Origin of the sequence: Escherichia sp. HH41S (genome assembly GCF_009820115.1) — a bacterium.
In the GTDB taxonomy this organism is placed as follows: Bacteria; Pseudomonadota; Gammaproteobacteria; order Enterobacterales; family Enterobacteriaceae; genus Escherichia; species Escherichia coli_F.
On sequence record NZ_VNXE01000020.1, the window covers coordinates 96891 to 114052 of the forward strand.

General features: G+C 52.1%; 9 protein-coding genes. 5 read left to right on the forward strand and 4 right to left on the reverse strand.

What is annotated here, in order from left to right; translation table 11 throughout:
* The first annotated feature begins 106 nt into the window (after nucleotides 1–106).
* Nucleotides 107–8191: an adhesion domain-containing protein gene (locus FQZ95_RS05600; protein WP_160529975.1), complete on the forward strand. Its 8085-nt coding sequence runs from the start codon at nucleotides 107–109 to the stop codon at nucleotides 8189–8191.
* A gap of 55 nt (nucleotides 8192–8246) precedes the next feature.
* Here FQZ95_RS05600 and xseA read toward each other — a convergent pair whose 3' ends face one another.
* Complete coding sequence (xseA, locus tag FQZ95_RS05605; protein ID WP_105271458.1) at nucleotides 8247–9614, reverse strand: exodeoxyribonuclease VII large subunit; 1368 nt, start codon at nucleotides 9612–9614, stop codon at nucleotides 8247–8249.
* A gap of 161 nt (nucleotides 9615–9775) precedes the next feature.
* On the opposite strand from xseA, the gene guaB reads away from it, so the two are divergent.
* Both guaB and guaA read left to right on the forward strand, forming a co-directional pair.
* Nucleotides 9776–11242 (forward strand): IMP dehydrogenase, encoded by a 1467-nt coding sequence (guaB, locus tag FQZ95_RS05610; protein WP_001299507.1) that lies wholly within the window; start codon nucleotides 9776–9778, stop codon nucleotides 11240–11242.
* 68 nt (nucleotides 11243–11310) lie between these two features.
* Nucleotides 11311–12888, forward strand: coding sequence for a glutamine-hydrolyzing GMP synthase (guaA, locus tag FQZ95_RS05615; protein WP_000138270.1), 1578 nt, complete (start codon nucleotides 11311–11313; stop codon nucleotides 12886–12888).
* A 93-nt stretch (nucleotides 12889–12981) separates the two neighbouring features.
* On the opposite strand, the gene FQZ95_RS05620 is transcribed toward guaA, so the two are convergent.
* The 3 genes from FQZ95_RS05620 to FQZ95_RS05630 form a co-directional block, all read right to left on the reverse strand.
* Nucleotides 12982–13521, reverse strand: a complete 540-nt coding sequence (locus FQZ95_RS05620) for a DUF5384 family protein (RefSeq protein WP_160529976.1) — start codon at nucleotides 13519–13521, stop codon at nucleotides 12982–12984.
* 15 nt (nucleotides 13522–13536) lie between these two features.
* Nucleotides 13537–14055: a glycine zipper 2TM domain-containing protein gene (locus FQZ95_RS05625; RefSeq protein ID WP_001295476.1), complete on the reverse strand. Its 519-nt coding sequence runs from the start codon at nucleotides 14053–14055 to the stop codon at nucleotides 13537–13539.
* Nucleotides 14056–14365: 310 nt separating this feature from the next.
* The gene (locus FQZ95_RS05630; protein WP_000076001.1) at nucleotides 14366–14557 is read right to left on the reverse strand and encodes a YfgG family protein; all 192 of its coding nucleotides are present in this window, start codon (nucleotides 14555–14557) and stop codon (nucleotides 14366–14368) included.
* Nucleotides 14558–14574: 17 nt separating this feature from the next.
* On the opposite strand from FQZ95_RS05630, the gene FQZ95_RS05635 reads away from it, so the two are divergent.
* Both FQZ95_RS05635 and pdeF read left to right on the forward strand, forming a co-directional pair.
* Entirely contained in the window at nucleotides 14575–14727 is a 153-nt protein-coding gene (locus tag FQZ95_RS05635) for a hypothetical protein (RefSeq protein ID WP_000017552.1), read from the forward strand.
* 181 nt (nucleotides 14728–14908) lie between these two features.
* Nucleotides 14909–17152 carry a cyclic-guanylate-specific phosphodiesterase PdeF gene (gene pdeF / locus FQZ95_RS05640; protein WP_160529977.1) on the forward strand — a complete coding sequence of 748 codons (2244 nt, stop codon included), beginning with the start codon at nucleotides 14909–14911 and terminating at the stop codon, nucleotides 17150–17152.
* Nucleotides 17153–17162: the final 10 nt, after the last annotated feature.

A 17162-nucleotide genomic window follows, 5' to 3' on the forward strand; every position in this document is an offset into this window, starting at 1 on the left:
GCACAACAGCATTCCCATACGGGGATGCTGTTTTCCGCCTGTTTTGCTTAGCGACGCGTTAAGCAAAACAGGTTGATGTTTTGTTTATCATGCTGGAGTTTTTTACATGTCGGTATGTCTGAAACCAGGGAAAATCATTATGCTTCTGGGCATGTTGGCAGCGTTTATGCTGTCTGACTTTGCACGGGCAGGGGCGGAATGGCAGACATATCCTGATTCTACAGGCGAGTTTAACGGAACCGTTCCTTTTGCCGACAGCGCCAGCGTACCCGTCTATCAGGGCAGTGTTCAGCTTAATCCTGCTGAATCTCATGATGTCGGGTTTACTGCTAAACCGAATGAATTTAGCGTTGACGATGACGCTGCTAACCTGATTGTTGCTAATCCTCAGGACAATGAAGGCGACCAGTTTTCCACACCACCTGCGCTGCGCTGGGAAAATCAAACACCCCCTACCGTCAGCCTGGTGTGGGCCGATGCCGTCACGCCTGATGTGCCCCTTAACCCACAACCCATTGCTAACCGTAGCTTTTGTGCTCAGGGGCTGGCCGGACGCTCGCTGGTGGCCTGGCCACAGATTGATGCGCAGCAAACCCTCCCAATGCTCTACCTGCTGACCTCGACCGGGTATCCCTATGCGGGGACGGTGGCGCTGGTGGACCAGAAAGTGACCCTGAACATCGCGCCAGCACAGGGGGATTTAATCTCGGTGAGCGCCAGTGGTTTTAACGAAACGATCGCGGCGGCAAAAACCACCGTTGGCGACACCATCACGCTCACCGTCACCACTAAAGATTGTCAGGGCAACGTCGCGGGTAATATTCCGTTTATTATCAAACGTAAAGATGCTGAAAATCGCCAGGGGGCAGTGAATAATAGTGCGCCAGTGGTACTGGATAGCACCGAGTTAACGACGACGGCTACCGAATACCATGGCACCTCTGATGCCAACGGCACGGCCACCATCACGGTGAGCCAACCGAATGGCCCTGGCGTCAAAACGCCACTGGTGGTCAGCATTTCCGGCATTGCGCAAACCAGTGAAACCGCAGTGATTTTTACCGTACTCACCAGCCCGGACGTGGCGCAGGCTACGATGTGGGGCCATATGGCGGAGACGGTAGAAGCCCACGGTTACACCTTCAGTCGACCAAAGCTGGCGGCAGAAGTCAGCAATGAAAGCGCCACGGTCGTCGATCACAACGAAACCTGGTCCACCTTCACCTGGAGCGGCGCAGATAGCCACTGCACCGTGCTGCCCGGCATGCGCCACTTTGGCGCGCTGGCGACCGTTATCCCCACATCGGTGCAGACAGTCCTTGGCTGGCCGATGCAGGGGGATTATTACTGGTCATCGCTGGCGGGCACCACCGGGCAGCACCATGCGGCGGATGTCTCTAACCGTGGTGAAACGCAAAAGCCGGATAGCACCACGTTTCTTGTGAGCTGTGTGGATAAACCCGCGCCTGATGTCGAACCGAAAATCGTCCTTACGCCCGAAAACTATGATGATACGGCACAGGCGATGAAATCGCAGGTGGGCGAAGACGCCACGATGCGTCTGACGATCACCGACAATAAAAATAACGATCAACCACTGGCGTATTACTACTTCTCGCTGCATCTGGATGACGGCGTTAACCGCAAAAATCAAACCGATTCCGCCTGGGAAGCCCATCCGGTGCAGATTACTGGTGGTTCGAATTTGCAACAGGTTGATGCTCACACCTATGAAGGCATGACCGATGTCAACGGTCAGGCTTCGCTAACCCTGAGTCAGCCCGACGGCGCAGGCGTGAAAACCCATATCACGGCGAAAATGCGCAGCAATTTTACGGCCACAGATGCCAAAGATGTGATTTTTACCGTGATCACCAGCCCTGATAGCGATAAGGCGCGGATGTGGGGCCATATGCGCGGCATTGTTGAATCTGGCAGCCTGTTCAAACGCCCATTACTGGCGGATGAAACTGAGCATGAACTGGGAACGGTGCGAGAAAATAACGAAGACTGGGCGCTGTTCGATCAAGACACCAGTATGCAGGCTGAATGCGGCGTCGGCCATACGCCACGTCAGAGTGGGCTGGAAAGCCTGTTTTCAGCCCATCCCGGTAACGCGATTGGCACTGAGTATGGCTGGCCCACCGCCCAACAGAGCTACTTAAGCGCGGTGGAGCAAGCCACGCATTCATCGGTGAATCTGGGGAACGGAAACGTCGACAGCTACTCCGGCTTTAAGCAGAATTACCTCTCCTGTTCGGGCAATGAGATGGTAGCGAAGGTTGAAGTCAGCACCGATCACGATATCACCCCTGGCAGCAAAGCGCAGGCCAAAGTAGGTGACACCATCGTGATGACCGTGCGTACGATTAACGCGCTCAATAATACCCCGGTACCCTTTACTGCATTCACCATTACCAAAGGCATGGGGTATAACCGAGCGGGGCTGGTGAGCGGGTTTGATGACCCGAGCAGCGGCGCAATCTCGATGAATGGCACGCAATACGGCACATCACAGCCGTCGATGGTCTACACAGGTACGACAGATGCACAAGGCGTGGCAACGGTCGAAATAGAGCAACCCCAGGGGGTGGGGTTAAGAACCGTGCTGAGCATTACGCCGGTCAATTCCCATCTACCAAATGCCATTAATTACAATGTTATTTTTACCACCCCAACCAGCCCGGATGTTAGTGGGGCGCAGATGTGGGGCCATATGGATGAAACGATTACCGTTGATTCATTAACCTTTACCCGGCCTAAGCTGGCAGCAGAAATCGCCAGTCCGGATGGCACACTAACGGAAAAAAACGAAGTCTGGGCGCGCGTTAGCCAGGCCAGTACGGCCATTACCAGTAAAGGCGGTTGCGGAACCAATATGCTGCCGCGCCGCTCCCAGCTCAGTGCGCTTTATGACGCTAATAACGGTAATGCGGTGCAAGCCACACACGGCTGGCCGACGCAGCGTCAGCCCTACTGGAGCAGTTCCCCCGCGGATTTAACGCCGCACAATTACACCATTGCCCTGGATAACGGCGCACAGGCCATCGGCGGCGATACGCCGGTTTACGTCAGTTGCCTGACGACGGCGAACAAACCTGCCAGCAGCATTACGCTGGATGTGGTTGATAACGCACAGTGGGCTGCCGGAAATAACGCGGCGAAGCTGAAAAAAGGCGAAACGCTACGGGTTAAGGTAACGGTAAAAGATGCGCAGGGTAATCCGCTCACGGATATGCCATTTAAACTGAGTCGCGGAGACGGTTATACCCGCACGGGCGAAAAACATATTGCCGGTAGTGGCGATGCGCTGGTGGCACCGGTGGTGATTAACAGTGGGCTGGCGGATGAAACGACGTTGAACGACACCGCGGGATTTTATACTGCCATGACCGGTAGCGACGGCAGCAAAATCCTCAATATTACCCGCCCGGATACTCACGGCACCAAAACGGCGCTGACGGCGACGTTGTATTCCGATCCAACAAAAAAAGACAGCCTGGATACAATCTTTACTGTGGTCACCAGCCCGGATAGTAGCAAAGCGAAAATGTGGGGGCATATGCCGGAAACGGTGACGGCTGCGGACGGTACGGTATTTAAACGCCCGCTGTTGTTGAAGGAACTGGCCTATCAGACTGGGCGAACATCGACGTCTGAAGACAATGAAAACTGGGCGTTGTTTAACATTAATTATGCGAGTTCTTCCACGACGTATAGTGGCTGTGGAACCAACTATATTCCGACTCAAGCCGGTCTGACGTCACTGTTTGCTAATAATGCGGGCAACACCATGAAAACCGTGCAGGGCTGGCCGGTGGCAACACGCTATTTGTCCAACACGTCCGACAACGGCAGCATGGAGCAGCGTAACTACAAGGCGGTAGATCTCAGCAATGGCACGAGTGCGGCAGTGTCATCAACGGCGCTGCAACTGCTGACCTGCCAGACCACGCCGGTAACCACGGTGGGCCAAATTCTGCTGGAAGCGGCAGATCCGGCGACGCTGGATACCACCTATAACGTGGTAAAAGCGAAAAAAGGCGAAGAATCCGTGGTGCGCGTCACCACCAAAGATACGCAAGGCAACCTGGTGGGCAATACGGCATTTATCCTGACGCGTGCCAACAGCGTGAGTCGGGCTAACGCATCAGCAACCGCGAGCGTGGGCGCGCTGACGGTGACGGATGCTTGGGGAAATACGCGAAATAATTTCCAGTCGACGAGTGAAACGATTTACGGCGTGACTGGTGCAGACGGGTCAACGACATTTACCCTGAAACAGGATAACAGTACCGGGTTAAGAACCGATCTCACGGCAAAACTGGATACGTCCAGCAGCGTCAAGGCGACGCTACCGGTGGTCTTTACTGTCGTGACCAGCCCGGATTCGCCAAAAGCGAATTTTTGGGGACATATGGCCGAAACGGTGATGGCCTCCGACGGTACAATCTATAAACGACCACTGTTGTTGAAAGAGCTGAGTAACACCAGTGGTCGAAATTCTACGGCTGAAAACGGTGAAGATTGGGCAAGATTCACCTGGACTCAGTCGGCTGACACCAGCATGAATGGGTGTGGTACAGATTATATGCCGACGCTGGATGGACTGAAGTCTTTGTATGACGCCAATAGCGGTAATGTGATGAGTACGGTGCAGGGATGGCCGGTAAAAACGACCTATCTCACCAATACCCCGAGTGATACGCAAACAGGGAGCCGTTACTACAATGTGGTGCAACTGAATACTGGTGCAGTCTCACAAATCTCGACGAACACAGTCGTGCAACAAACCTGCCGCACAACGCCGTTGACGGCTGCTAGCCAGATTACGCTGGAGGCCTCAGACCCCTCGCAATTTGTCAGCATTGACAGTACGCTTAGCGCGATCAAAGTGCAGAAAGGCGATAGCGTGTCGATCCGCATTTCGACTAAAGATGCACAGGGGAATTTAGTCGGCAATACGCCGTTTGCCCTGAAACACGCTAACCCGGTCAATCGCCAAAATGTGGCGTCAACATCGCAGAAAGTGTCGGTCACGACTGCGTCGGGTACGACGGTGGATACCACTGCATCGACCATTCTGTATGGCGTGACCGGGCCAGACGGAACCACCACGATGACACTCCGACAGGATGTGTCTACTGGACTCAAAACCGACTTTTATGCTCTGTTGAACGATACCGGCGTGTCGTCGAACACCTTGCCAGTGATCTTCACCGTCGTCACCAGCCCGGATACACCGCTGGCGGCCAACTGGGGGCATATGGCGGAAACCTTTACCAGCAGCAAGGGCGTCACCTTCAAACGGCCTTTCCTCAAAGCTGAACTTTCTGGTGGTACGGCGGTAACGACCAATAATGAAGTCTGGTCGCGCCTGACAGCAACGGAGAAAACGGATGCCAGCAAGGCTGGGTGTGATGAGAGTTATCAACCGCTGACGACTGATATGCAGGGGTTGTATGCGGATTACCCTAACAACCAGTTGGGCACGGTGCTCGGCTTGCCGACTTCCGCCGGGTATATGTGGGCCTACGACATGATGACGGTTTCTGGCAGTAGCTGGAGCAACCAGGCGTTTTCACTCGTTAATGGTCAGACAGTTCAGGCACCGTCCAGTTATACGGCGGTAGTGATGTGCCTGGTGGAACCGCATACCGTTCCGGCGATGATAGAGATCACTTCAACAGCACAGGATGCGGCAAAAACGGTCAGCAATGGTGGTCGACCGAGCGCCGTAGCGAAGAAAGGTGAGACGATTCCGCTGACGGTGACCGTACGTGATAGCACCGGGAATCCGGTACCCTACGCCGACTTTACCCTCACGCGTGGAACGACGCTGGATCGCTCGAAAGCAACCGTTAACTCGAGTGCGGACGATCTTACCGTGAAGTCATTGATACCCGCGAACAGCGACGCTGGGCTGACGGCAAATGGGGCAAAAGTGCTCAGAACAACGGGCAGTGATGGCACAGCCACCTTTGAAGTGAGCCAGAATGCCACGACAGGTCTGGCGACACCGATAACCGTCACGCTGGCGCGCGATACAACCAAAACCGCCACGCTGGATGTTATCTACACGGTGATAACCAGCCCGGACTCACCGAGCGCGAAATTCTGGGGACACATGCCGGACACCTTTACCAGTTCGGCAGGCGTCACCTTCAGACGACCGCTCCTGAAAGCCGAAGCGACTTCAGGGTCATCGATTAACACTAACGGCAATGGTGAAGTGTGGTCGTATATGAGCAACGTTCAAAATTTAACATCGACAGATTGTCCGCTGGAGAATCAACCGCGCAGTAATGAATTGTTGGATTTGTATAATGATCATCCCAACGGCGCGATAATGACTGACCTGGGGCTGCCGATATATGCAGGCAAGTGGTGGGCTTATGATATGGTCATGCCGGATTTATATACGTGGCAGTATCAGACTGTCAGCCTGAGCGCAGGAGATATCGCGAAGAGCTCGGCAAACAACGCGCTGATGCTTTGCCTGGCGAAGCCGCATCCGGCAGGCGTCAGCGTAATGTTGACGTCATCCGCAATGGATAACGCCAGAACCCTCAGTAATGGCGGGCGACCCAGCGCGTCAGTGAAAAAAGGTAACCCACTGCCAATTGTGGTGACGGTCAAAGATCGTGATGGCAACCCGCTGGCGGGAGAGGCCGTTACGCTCAGGCGTGGTTCAGCGATGAGCCGTTCAGGAGCAGGAGTGGGCACGCCGGCAAATGCAATGACGTTGACAGAATTGACACCTGTGTCGGCGGAGTTTTCTCTGGCCGCACACGATACGCAATGGCAAGGTTTCACCGGCAGTGATGGTACGGCCACTTTCAATGTTGAACAGCCTGAGACCATCGGCCTGGCCATTCCGTTCACCGCTATACTGGCGCGAGATGTCGCAACTACCAGCGTCATTGATGCGATCTTTACCGTCGTCACCAGCCCGGATTCCGCAATGGCGACCTACTGGGGCCATATGCCGGATACGGTAACGGCGGAAAACGGCGTGGTCTTTGAACGGCCTAAATTGTTGAAAGAGCTGCCGTCGAGCGCCGGAGTCAGTCAGGTGACGGATAACAATGAAGTGTGGCCGTTGTTTAAGGCAACGCAAAGGGAAGATAGCAGCCTCAGTCCTTGTGAAGCGGCACGTCGGCCATTGAGCGATGATTTATTATCGCTCTACGCGCGCTATCCGGGGAACACGCTGACGACTCAAATCGGCTGGTCTACGAAGTATGCATGGTGGGCACTGGATAACAAGCAGGGGAATGCCCTGGTTGTCAGTCTGAATAATGGTTTTGAGTCGTCGACGGCGAGTACGGGGTATCAGGGATGTCTGGTCAATCCCCGCGCGACCGTCTCCAGCGTCACGCTGACATCGACGGCGATAGATGCTACTACGCAGGCAGCGAAGGTAAAAAAAGGTGAAGCCGTGCCCCTCGTTGTTACCGTAAAAGACAGCGCCGGGAAGCCGGTACCGAATGTCGCTTTCACCTTAAAACGTGGTGAAGCCGTGCCACGCAACAGCGGGGCGACGTTGTATGGTGATATTGCGGCGATGGATGATATGACGGTACAACCTGCCAGCGGGACGGTGGTAACGCTGGTTGACAGTGGGAATACGGTCGACGGTGTGACAGGGGCGGACGGTACGGCAAGTTTTACCGTTCGTCAGGATAATACGCCAGGATATAAAACGCCGTTGACGGTGACGCTGACGGATAACGCCACAATAACGGCGACGCTGGACACGATTTTCACCGTGCCGACCAGTCCGAATGTCGCCACGGCGTATTTCTGGGGGCATATGGCGGATACCGCCACCGTAAGTGGCAAGACGTTACATCGCCCGCTATTGCAATCAGAGTTGCCGTCAGGGGCTACAGCGGCAGTAGCGCCAACGGTGAATAATGAAATCTGGGCGCTGGCACATGTGATCGATGCTCAAAAATGGGATATTGCAAAGCAGTGCGGTGACTTTAGTAAATCACCGAGTTATGCCGATTTACAGTCATTACATAGCGGCTTTAGTGCGCTGGGATGGCCATCATCGATAAGCTTCCCCTATTTCTCTACCGATCGGGCCGGTTCGTTCTATTGTGGTATGGATGAAGGGGCGGGGACACAAAACTGCGGTATTCAGGCATCCAGTACCGCAGGGTTTGCGACTTGTTTCCAGTAGTCTTATCGGGTCTGTAAATGGGGGCCAAGATGTAAATAAGATTCGCAATGCGTCATTAGGTTTTCTTGCGCGGCTTGCGGCTTTTCGTCACAGCACTCACTTCACTGATCACTACGCCATCGCCCAGGCGAGTGGTCAGTGTCTCACCCACTTTCACCTGCTTAACCTGTTTTAGCACCGCGCCATCAGCGGCGCTGGTAACGCTATAACCGCGTGCGAGCGTGGAGAGTGGACTCACCGCTTCGAGGTGCGTCACTGTATTACCAAAGCGTTCGCGCGTGGCGCTAAGCTGTGCGCGAAGTGTTTCAGCGAGACGATATTCCAGCTGTTGGATCCGCGTTTGCGCACGGTGAATCTTCGGCTGCGGATTTTGCTGATTCAGCCGCTGTGTTAATCGCTGCTGTTGCTGACCGGCGCGTTTAAGCTGATTCTCCAACGCAAAGCTCATCCGCTTTTGCAGACGCTCAAGCGTGGTTTGCTGACGCGCCAGCCGGAGCTGTGGATGCTGCTGCTGTAAACGGTGATGAATCTGCGTAAAACGTCGTGTGCGGTTGGCGAGGTAGTAATCCATCGCCATTTCCAGCCGTTGCTGCGCAGACTGCACCTGACGCAGTAACTCTTGCTGATTGCGGCTCACCACTTCGGCGGCGGCTGACGGCGTTGGCGCACGTAGATCAGCAACAAAGTCGGCAATCGTCACATCGGTTTCATGCCCAACGGCGCTGACCACCGGAATGCGGCTGGCAAAAATCGCCCGTGCCACGCGTTCATCGTTAAAACTCCATAAATCTTCCAGCGAACCACCGCCACGCCCGACGATCAGTACGTCACATTCGTTGCGAAGATTCGCCAGCTCAATGGCGCGAACGATTTGCCCTGGTGCGTCATCGCCCTGAACGGCGGTCGGGTAGATGATCACCGGCAGAGACGGATCGCGGCGTTTCAACACATGCAAAATATCGTGCAGTGCAGCACCGGTCTTTGAGGTGATAACGCCCACGCAGTGCGCAGGTGACGGTAGCGGATTCTTGAATTGCTGGTCGAATAACCCTTCAGCCTGCAACTTCGCTTTAAGCTGTTCGTACTTCTGTTGCAGTAAACCTTCACCGGCGGGCTGCATACTTTCGACAATAATTTGATAATCGCCGCGCGGTTCATACAGCGTAATGTTGGCACGAACTAAAACCTGTTGCCCATGCTGCGGGCGAAAGGTCACCCGGCGATTGCTGTTGCGGAACATCGCGCAGCGCACCTGGGCGTTATCGTCTTTAAGCGTAAAGTACCAGTGACCGGAAGCCGGTTGTGTGAAATTAGAGATTTCGCCACTGATCCACACCTGCCCCATCTCATGCTCAAGCAGCAGACGAACCGTTTGATTCAGGCGGCTAACGGTAAAAATTGCAGGGGATTGAGAAGGTAACATGTGAGCGAGATCAAATTCTAAATCAGCAGGTTATTCAGTCGATAGTAACCCGCCCTCCGGGGATAGCAAGCATTTTTTGCAAAAAGGGGTAGATGCAATCGGTTACGCTCTGTATAATGCCGCGGCAATATTTATTAACCACTCTGGTCGAGATATTGCCCATGCTACGTATCGCTAAAGAAGCTCTGACGTTTGACGACGTTCTCCTCGTTCCTGCACATTCTACCGTTCTGCCGAATACCGCTGACCTCAGCACCCAGCTGACGAAAACTATTCGTCTGAATATCCCTATGCTCTCCGCAGCAATGGATACCGTAACGGAAGCGCGCCTGGCTATCGCCCTGGCTCAGGAAGGCGGTATCGGCTTTATCCACAAAAACATGTCCATTGAACGCCAGGCTGAAGAAGTTCGCCGCGTGAAAAAACACGAATCTGGCGTGGTAACCGATCCGCAGACTGTTCTGCCAACCACGACGCTGCGCGAAGTGAAAGAGCTGACCGAGCGTAACGGTTTTGCAGGCTATCCGGTTGTGACCGAAGAAAACGAACTGGTCGGCATTATCACCGGTCGTGACGTGCGTTTTGTTACCGATCTGAACCAGCCGGTTAGCGTTTACATGACGCCGAAAGAGCGTCTGGTAACCGTGCGTGAAGGCGAAGCCCGTGAAGTGGTGCTGGCAAAAATGCACGAAAAACGCGTTGAAAAAGCGCTGGTGGTTGATGATGAATTCCACCTGATCGGCATGATCACTGTGAAGGACTTCCAGAAAGCGGAACGTAAACCGAACGCCTGTAAAGACGAACAAGGCCGTCTGCGTGTAGGTGCAGCGGTTGGCGCAGGTGCGGGTAACGAAGAGCGTGTTGATGCGCTGGTTGCCGCAGGCGTTGACGTTCTGCTGATCGACTCCTCTCACGGTCACTCTGAAGGCGTTCTGCAGCGTATCCGTGAAACTCGCGCTAAATATCCTGACCTGCAAATCATCGGCGGCAACGTGGCAACAGCTGCAGGTGCCCGCGCGCTGGCAGAAGCCGGTTGCAGTGCCGTTAAAGTGGGTATCGGCCCAGGTTCTATTTGTACTACCCGCATTGTTACTGGCGTCGGTGTACCGCAGATCACTGCCGTTGCTGACGCAGTAGAAGCCCTGGAAGGCACCGGGATTCCGGTTATCGCTGACGGTGGTATTCGTTTCTCTGGCGATATCGCGAAAGCTATCGCTGCTGGTGCAAGCGCGGTGATGGTAGGTTCCATGCTGGCGGGTACGGAAGAATCCCCGGGTGAAATCGAACTCTACCAGGGCCGTTCTTACAAGTCTTACCGTGGGATGGGCTCTCTGGGCGCGATGTCCAAAGGTTCTTCTGACCGTTACTTCCAGAGCGACAACGCTGCCGACAAACTGGTGCCGGAAGGTATCGAAGGCCGTGTAGCCTACAAAGGTCGTCTGAAAGAGATCATTCACCAGCAGATGGGCGGCCTGCGCTCCTGTATGGGCCTGACCGGCTGTGGTACTATCGACGAACTGCGTACTAAAGCGGAGTTTGTACGTATCAGCGGTGCGGGCATTCAGGAAAGCCACGTTCACGACGTGACCATTACTAAAGAGTCCCCGAACTACCGTCTGGGCTCCTGATTCTCTTCGCCCGACTTCATGTCGGGCGATTTATATTATCTGTTTCACTTGCCTCGGAATAAGCGTCAATGACGGAAAACATTCATAAGCATCGCATCCTCATTCTGGACTTCGGTTCTCAGTACACCCAACTGGTTGCGCGCCGCGTGCGTGAACTGGGTGTTTACTGCGAACTGTGGGCGTGGGATGTGACAGAAGCACAAATTCGTGACTTCAATCCAAGCGGCATTATTCTTTCCGGCGGCCCGGAAAGCACCACCGAAGAAAACAGCCCGCGTGCGCCGCAGTATGTCTTTGAAGCAGGCGTACCGGTATTCGGCGTTTGCTATGGTATGCAGACCATGGCAATGCAGTTGGGTGGTCATGTTGAAGCCTCTAACGAACGTGAATTTGGCTATGCGCAGGTTGAAGTCGTAAACGACAGCGCACTGGTTCGCGGTATTGAAGATGCGCTGACAGCAGACGGTAAACCTCTGCTCGATGTCTGGATGAGCCACGGCGATAAAGTTACCGCTATCCCGTCCGACTTCATCACCGTAGCCAGCACCGAAAGCTGCCCGTTCGCCATCATGGCAAATGAAGAAAAACGCTTCTATGGCGTACAGTTCCACCCGGAAGTGACTCATACCCGCCAGGGGATGCGCATGCTGGAGCGTTTTGTGCGTGATATCTGCCAGTGTGAAGCCCTGTGGACGCCAGCGAAAATTATCGACGATGCAGTAGCCCGTATCCGCGAGCAGGTAGGCGACGATAAAGTGATCCTCGGCCTCTCTGGTGGCGTGGATTCCTCCGTGACTGCAATGCTGCTGCACCGCGCAATCGGCAAAAACCTGACTTGCGTATTCGTCGACAACGGCCTGCTGCGTCTCAACGAAGCAGAGCAGGTTCTGGATATGTTTGGCGATCACTTTGGTCTGAACATTGTTCACGTTCCGGCAGAAGATCGCTTCTTGTCAGCGCTGGCTGGTGAAAACGATCCGGAAGCAAAACGTAAAATCATCGGTCGCGTTTTCGTTGAAGTATTCGATGAAGAAGCGCTGAAACTGGAAGATGTGAAGTGGCTGGCGCAGGGTACTATCTACCCTGATGTTATCGAATCTGCCGCGTCTGCAACCGGTAAAGCTCACGTCATCAAATCTCACCACAACGTGGGCGGCCTGCCGAAAGAGATGAAGATGGGCCTGGTTGAACCGCTGAAAGAGCTGTTCAAAGACGAAGTGCGTAAAATTGGTCTGGAGCTGGGCCTGCCGTACGACATGCTGTACCGTCACCCGTTCCCGGGACCAGGGCTTGGCGTTCGTGTGCTGGGCGAAGTGAAGAAAGAGTACTGCGACCTGCTGCGCCGTGCTGATGCCATCTTCATTGAAGAACTGCGTAAAGCGGACCTGTACGACAAAGTTAGCCAGGCGTTTACCGTGTTCCTGCCGGTACGTTCTGTTGGCGTAATGGGCGATGGTCGTAAATACGACTGGGTTGTGTCTCTGCGTGCCGTCGAAACCATCGACTTTATGACCGCACACTGGGCGCATCTGCCGTACGATTTCCTTGGTCGCGTTTCCAACCGCATTATCAATGAAGTGAACGGTATTTCCCGCGTGGTGTATGACATCAGCGGCAAGCCACCGGCGACTATTGAGTGGGAATGATTTGATCCCTGCACTATGAATTAGCAAAACCCTCTGTTACTACAGAGGGTTTTTTATACTCACGAATCATAGGATTGAAGTTACTGACATCGCTTAGTTAAACCAGCTGTCCGATTTGTTCTCTTCTGCTTTGCCCACGCTTTTCATCAGATCGCGACCGCCTTCAGTCATATTCCTGTTTGCGTCAGCTTCAGATTGCACCACATCGGTTTGCGCAGCTTTGTGCTTCAGTTCCTGATCGATAAATTCGTTTTCTCGCTTAACGCGGGCTTCTTCTTTCGCCAGCGCCAGTTTTTGTTTCTGAATCTCTAAGCTGCGTAGCTCATCTTCATAACTTTGATCGCGTTTCTTGTCCGCAGTGGCTTCGGCGTCCAGTTTATCCTGACGAGCTTTCTTATTCGCCGCTGCCGTTGCCGCTCTTTTATTAGCCGCGGCCTGGGCGTTTGCGCGACGTTGCTTCTCTTGCTGGATTTCCCTGTTGCGCTCCGCGACCCATTCGTCATGCTGCCTTTGCTCTTCGTTTTTACCTTGCTGTTCCGCTTCTGCGACAGCAGAGAGTTGATCCTGCAATGATGAGGCGATAGCCGGATAGCTTAAGGAGGCTATGATGGCGCAAAGAAAAACTTTCTTCATGACTCCTCCTGATTATTAGCTCTTTTCAGGACATTTGGTATTTGGCTGAATACGCGTTTCGTTATACGTCGTGGTAATAACAACGGCTAAACCTGTCGTAAACTGGCACTCTTTACCCACCTGGGTGGAGGTATACACTTTGGTGCCTTCCTTATACGTCAGAGAAACACCTTCCACTAAGGTTTTATCATTCACCATAGAACCTGCTGCCGCGCCAACAGCTCCGCCGCCAACTGCACCTGCCGTCGTTCCGGAATTGCTGCCAGACCCCACGTTGTGGCCGATAACACCGCCAGCGACTGCACCAATAAGCGCGCCGAAGGCTTGTGCGTTTCGTTTATTTTGGGAGTTGTCTACGGCAACTTTTGCGGGAAGAATGGAAATAATATTAACGGTTTTAGTTTCTTGTTTGGTATTCAGTTGATCGGTTTGATAAACATCGGCGGCATGATCATCAGCATTTGACTGGCATCCTGCCAGAGTGAATGACGCTAACATTGCCACAGGCAGAAGACATTTTTTAAATTTCATCACTATTCCTTGTTATACACATTACGAAAAATAAGACATTTAAGATCATCAAAAGAGGAAAGTAAATGTATTGCGTATAAAGGAATAGATTAAATTTATTAAAATTCATGTGGAAAATAATTTATAAAAATACATCATTAAAACATATGTATTAATTTTATATTTATTTCGCAGCCAAACAGGATAAACATCAGTCAGGACAAAGACGTAAAATTTAAGATGAAAGAATATCTGCCGCTTTGATAATCCCAAAGAGCAAAAGCATCCGACAGCGAGGTGCCGTTATGTTCAGTGAAGGTGGAGAAGGTAACCGCTAACGTTGTACCGGTGATTCGACGGAGAGTGTGGATTGCTGAGCTTCTTTTTTGCTCTGATGGTGCTGCCATGCACCGACGGACGAGTAGATAAAGCGGCCAAAGAAGAAGATAAAGCTGATGAGCAGTACGATACGGGTCATGCGACTGTTAAATCGGTGTCGTTTTCGCATACTGGTTGCCTGACTCACAAAAGGTTCCTTGAAGTATGTCCCACGCCGTGGACGGTACTTACATTAAGGCACAACAGGACAAAATGGTCAATTCTTCGTTATGTAAAAAAGCGTCAGTGGATACATATTTTAATGTTATGGAAGTTAATTTAATTATTTACAATGATGATGTAATAATGATGAATTAACATGATAAACGTAATAATTCATTAATCAGGGTTATTTTGTTTGATATATATCAATTGGAACTTTCATATGACACTTAGAATCAATGCTCTCTATAGTGATGAATAATCATCATTCGAAGTCAGGTGGGATGCCTGTCTGAATACACCTCCTTCAGGATGTGGGGGATTCTGCTGAGCATCTATGAAACTGAATGCAACCTATATAAAAATACGTGATAAATGGTGGGGGCTTCCGCTGTTCCTGCCTTCTTTAATCTTGCCCATTTTCGCCCATATTAATACTTTCGCGCATATTTCTTCCGGTGAGGTTTTTCTCTTTTACCTGCCTTTGGCACTGATGATCAGCATGATGATGTTTTTCAGCTGGGCGGCATTGCCAGGGATCGCCTTAGGGATTTTTGTCCGCAAATATTCAGAGCTGGGTTTTTACGAAACGCTCTCATTAACAGCTAATTTTATTATCATTATCATTCTCTGTTGGGGCGGTTACAGGGTCTTTACTCCCCGGCGTAACAACGTTTCACATGGTGATACCCGTTTAATTTCCCAGCGTATATTCTGGCAGATTGTGTTTCCTGCAACGCTGTTTCTGATACTTTTCCAGTTTGCCGCATTTGTAGGGTTACTGGCGAGTAGAGAAAATCTGGTCGGCGTCATGCCTTTTAACCTCGGGACCTTAATCAATTATCAGGCCTTACTGGTGGGCAATCTGATTGGTGTTCCGCTGTGCTACTTCATCATTCGGGTGGTGCGAAATCCGTTTTATTTACGCAGCTATTATTCGCAATTAAAACAGCAAGTTGATGTGAAAGTCACCAAAAAAGAGTTCGCGCTCTGGCTACTGGCATTAGGTGCGTTGTTGTTGCTGTTATGCATGCCGTTAAATGAAAAAAGCACGATTTTCAGCACCAATTATACCTTGTCATTATTGCTACCCCTGATGATGTGGGGAGCCATGCGCTATGGTTATAAGTTGATTTCGCTGCTCTGGGCGGTCGTGCTGATGATCAGCATCCACAGCTATCAAAATTACATTCCCATTTATCCTGGCTATACCACGCAACTGACCATAACCTCCTCCAGTTATCTGGTATTCTCTTTTATTGTCAATTATATGGCTGTACTGGCAACCCGTCAGCGAGCGGTAGTCAGACGCATTCAGCGGCTTGCGTATGTGGACCCGGTGGTTCATCTGCCAAATGTTCGCGCCCTGAATCGCGCGTTGCGTGATGCCCCCTGGTCTGCGCTTTGTTATTTACGCATCCCCGGCATGGAAATGCTGGTTAAGAACTATGGCATCATGCTACGGATTCAATACAAGCAAAAACTTTCTCACTGGCTGTCACCATTGCTGGAACCGGGTGAAGATGTTTATCAGCTTTCGGGTAACGATCTCGCGCTGCGACTGAATACAGAATCGCACCAGGAGCGCATTACCGCACTGGATAGCCATCTCAAGCAATTTCGTTTCTTTTGGGATGGAATGCCGATGCAACCGCAGATTGGCGTCAGTTACTGCTATGTACGCTCGCCGGTGAATCATATCTACCTGCTGCTGGGAGAGCTAAATACGGTTGCTGAACTCTCCATCGTGACCAACGCTCCAGAAAATATGCAGCGCCGCGGGGCTATGTATTTACAACGTGAATTGAAAGATAAAGTCGCGATGATGAATCGGCTACAGCAGGCATTGGAGCATAACCATTTTTTCCTGATGGCCCAGCCGATTACCGGTATGCGTGGTGATGTCTACCATGAGATCCTTCTGCGCATGAAAGGTGAGAGTGATGAACTCATCAGCCCCGACAGCTTCTTGCCGGTCGCGCATGAATTTGGTTTATCGTCCAGTATCGACATGTGGGTCATTGAGCATACGCTGCAATTTATGGCTGAAAACAGAGCCAGGATGCCCGCTCACCGTTTTGCTATTAATCTGTCGCCAACCTCGGTATGTCAGGCTCGTTTTCCATTTGAAGTCAGTCAGTTGCTGGCTAAATACCAGATTGAAGCGTGGCAACTTATTTTTGAAGTCACCGAAAGTAATGCGCTGACCAATGTTAAGCAGGCGCAAATCACCTTGCAGCATCTTCAGGAATTAGGCTGTCAGATTGCGATTGATGATTTCGGCACCGGCTACGCCAGTTATGCGCGGCTTAAAAATGTGAATGCCGATCTCCTTAAAATTGACGGCAGTTTTATCCGCAATATTGTGTCAAATAGTCTGGATTACCAGATAGTGGCGTCGATTTGTCACCTGGCGCGAATGAAGAAAATGCTGGTAGTGGCAGAGTACGTTGAAAACGAAGAGATCCGCGAGGCGGTGCTTTCTTTAGGGATAGATTATATGCAGGGTTATCTTATTGGTAAGCCGCAACCGTTAATTGATACGCTGAATGAAATCGAACCCATTCGCGAAAGTGCCTGAACAGCGAGGG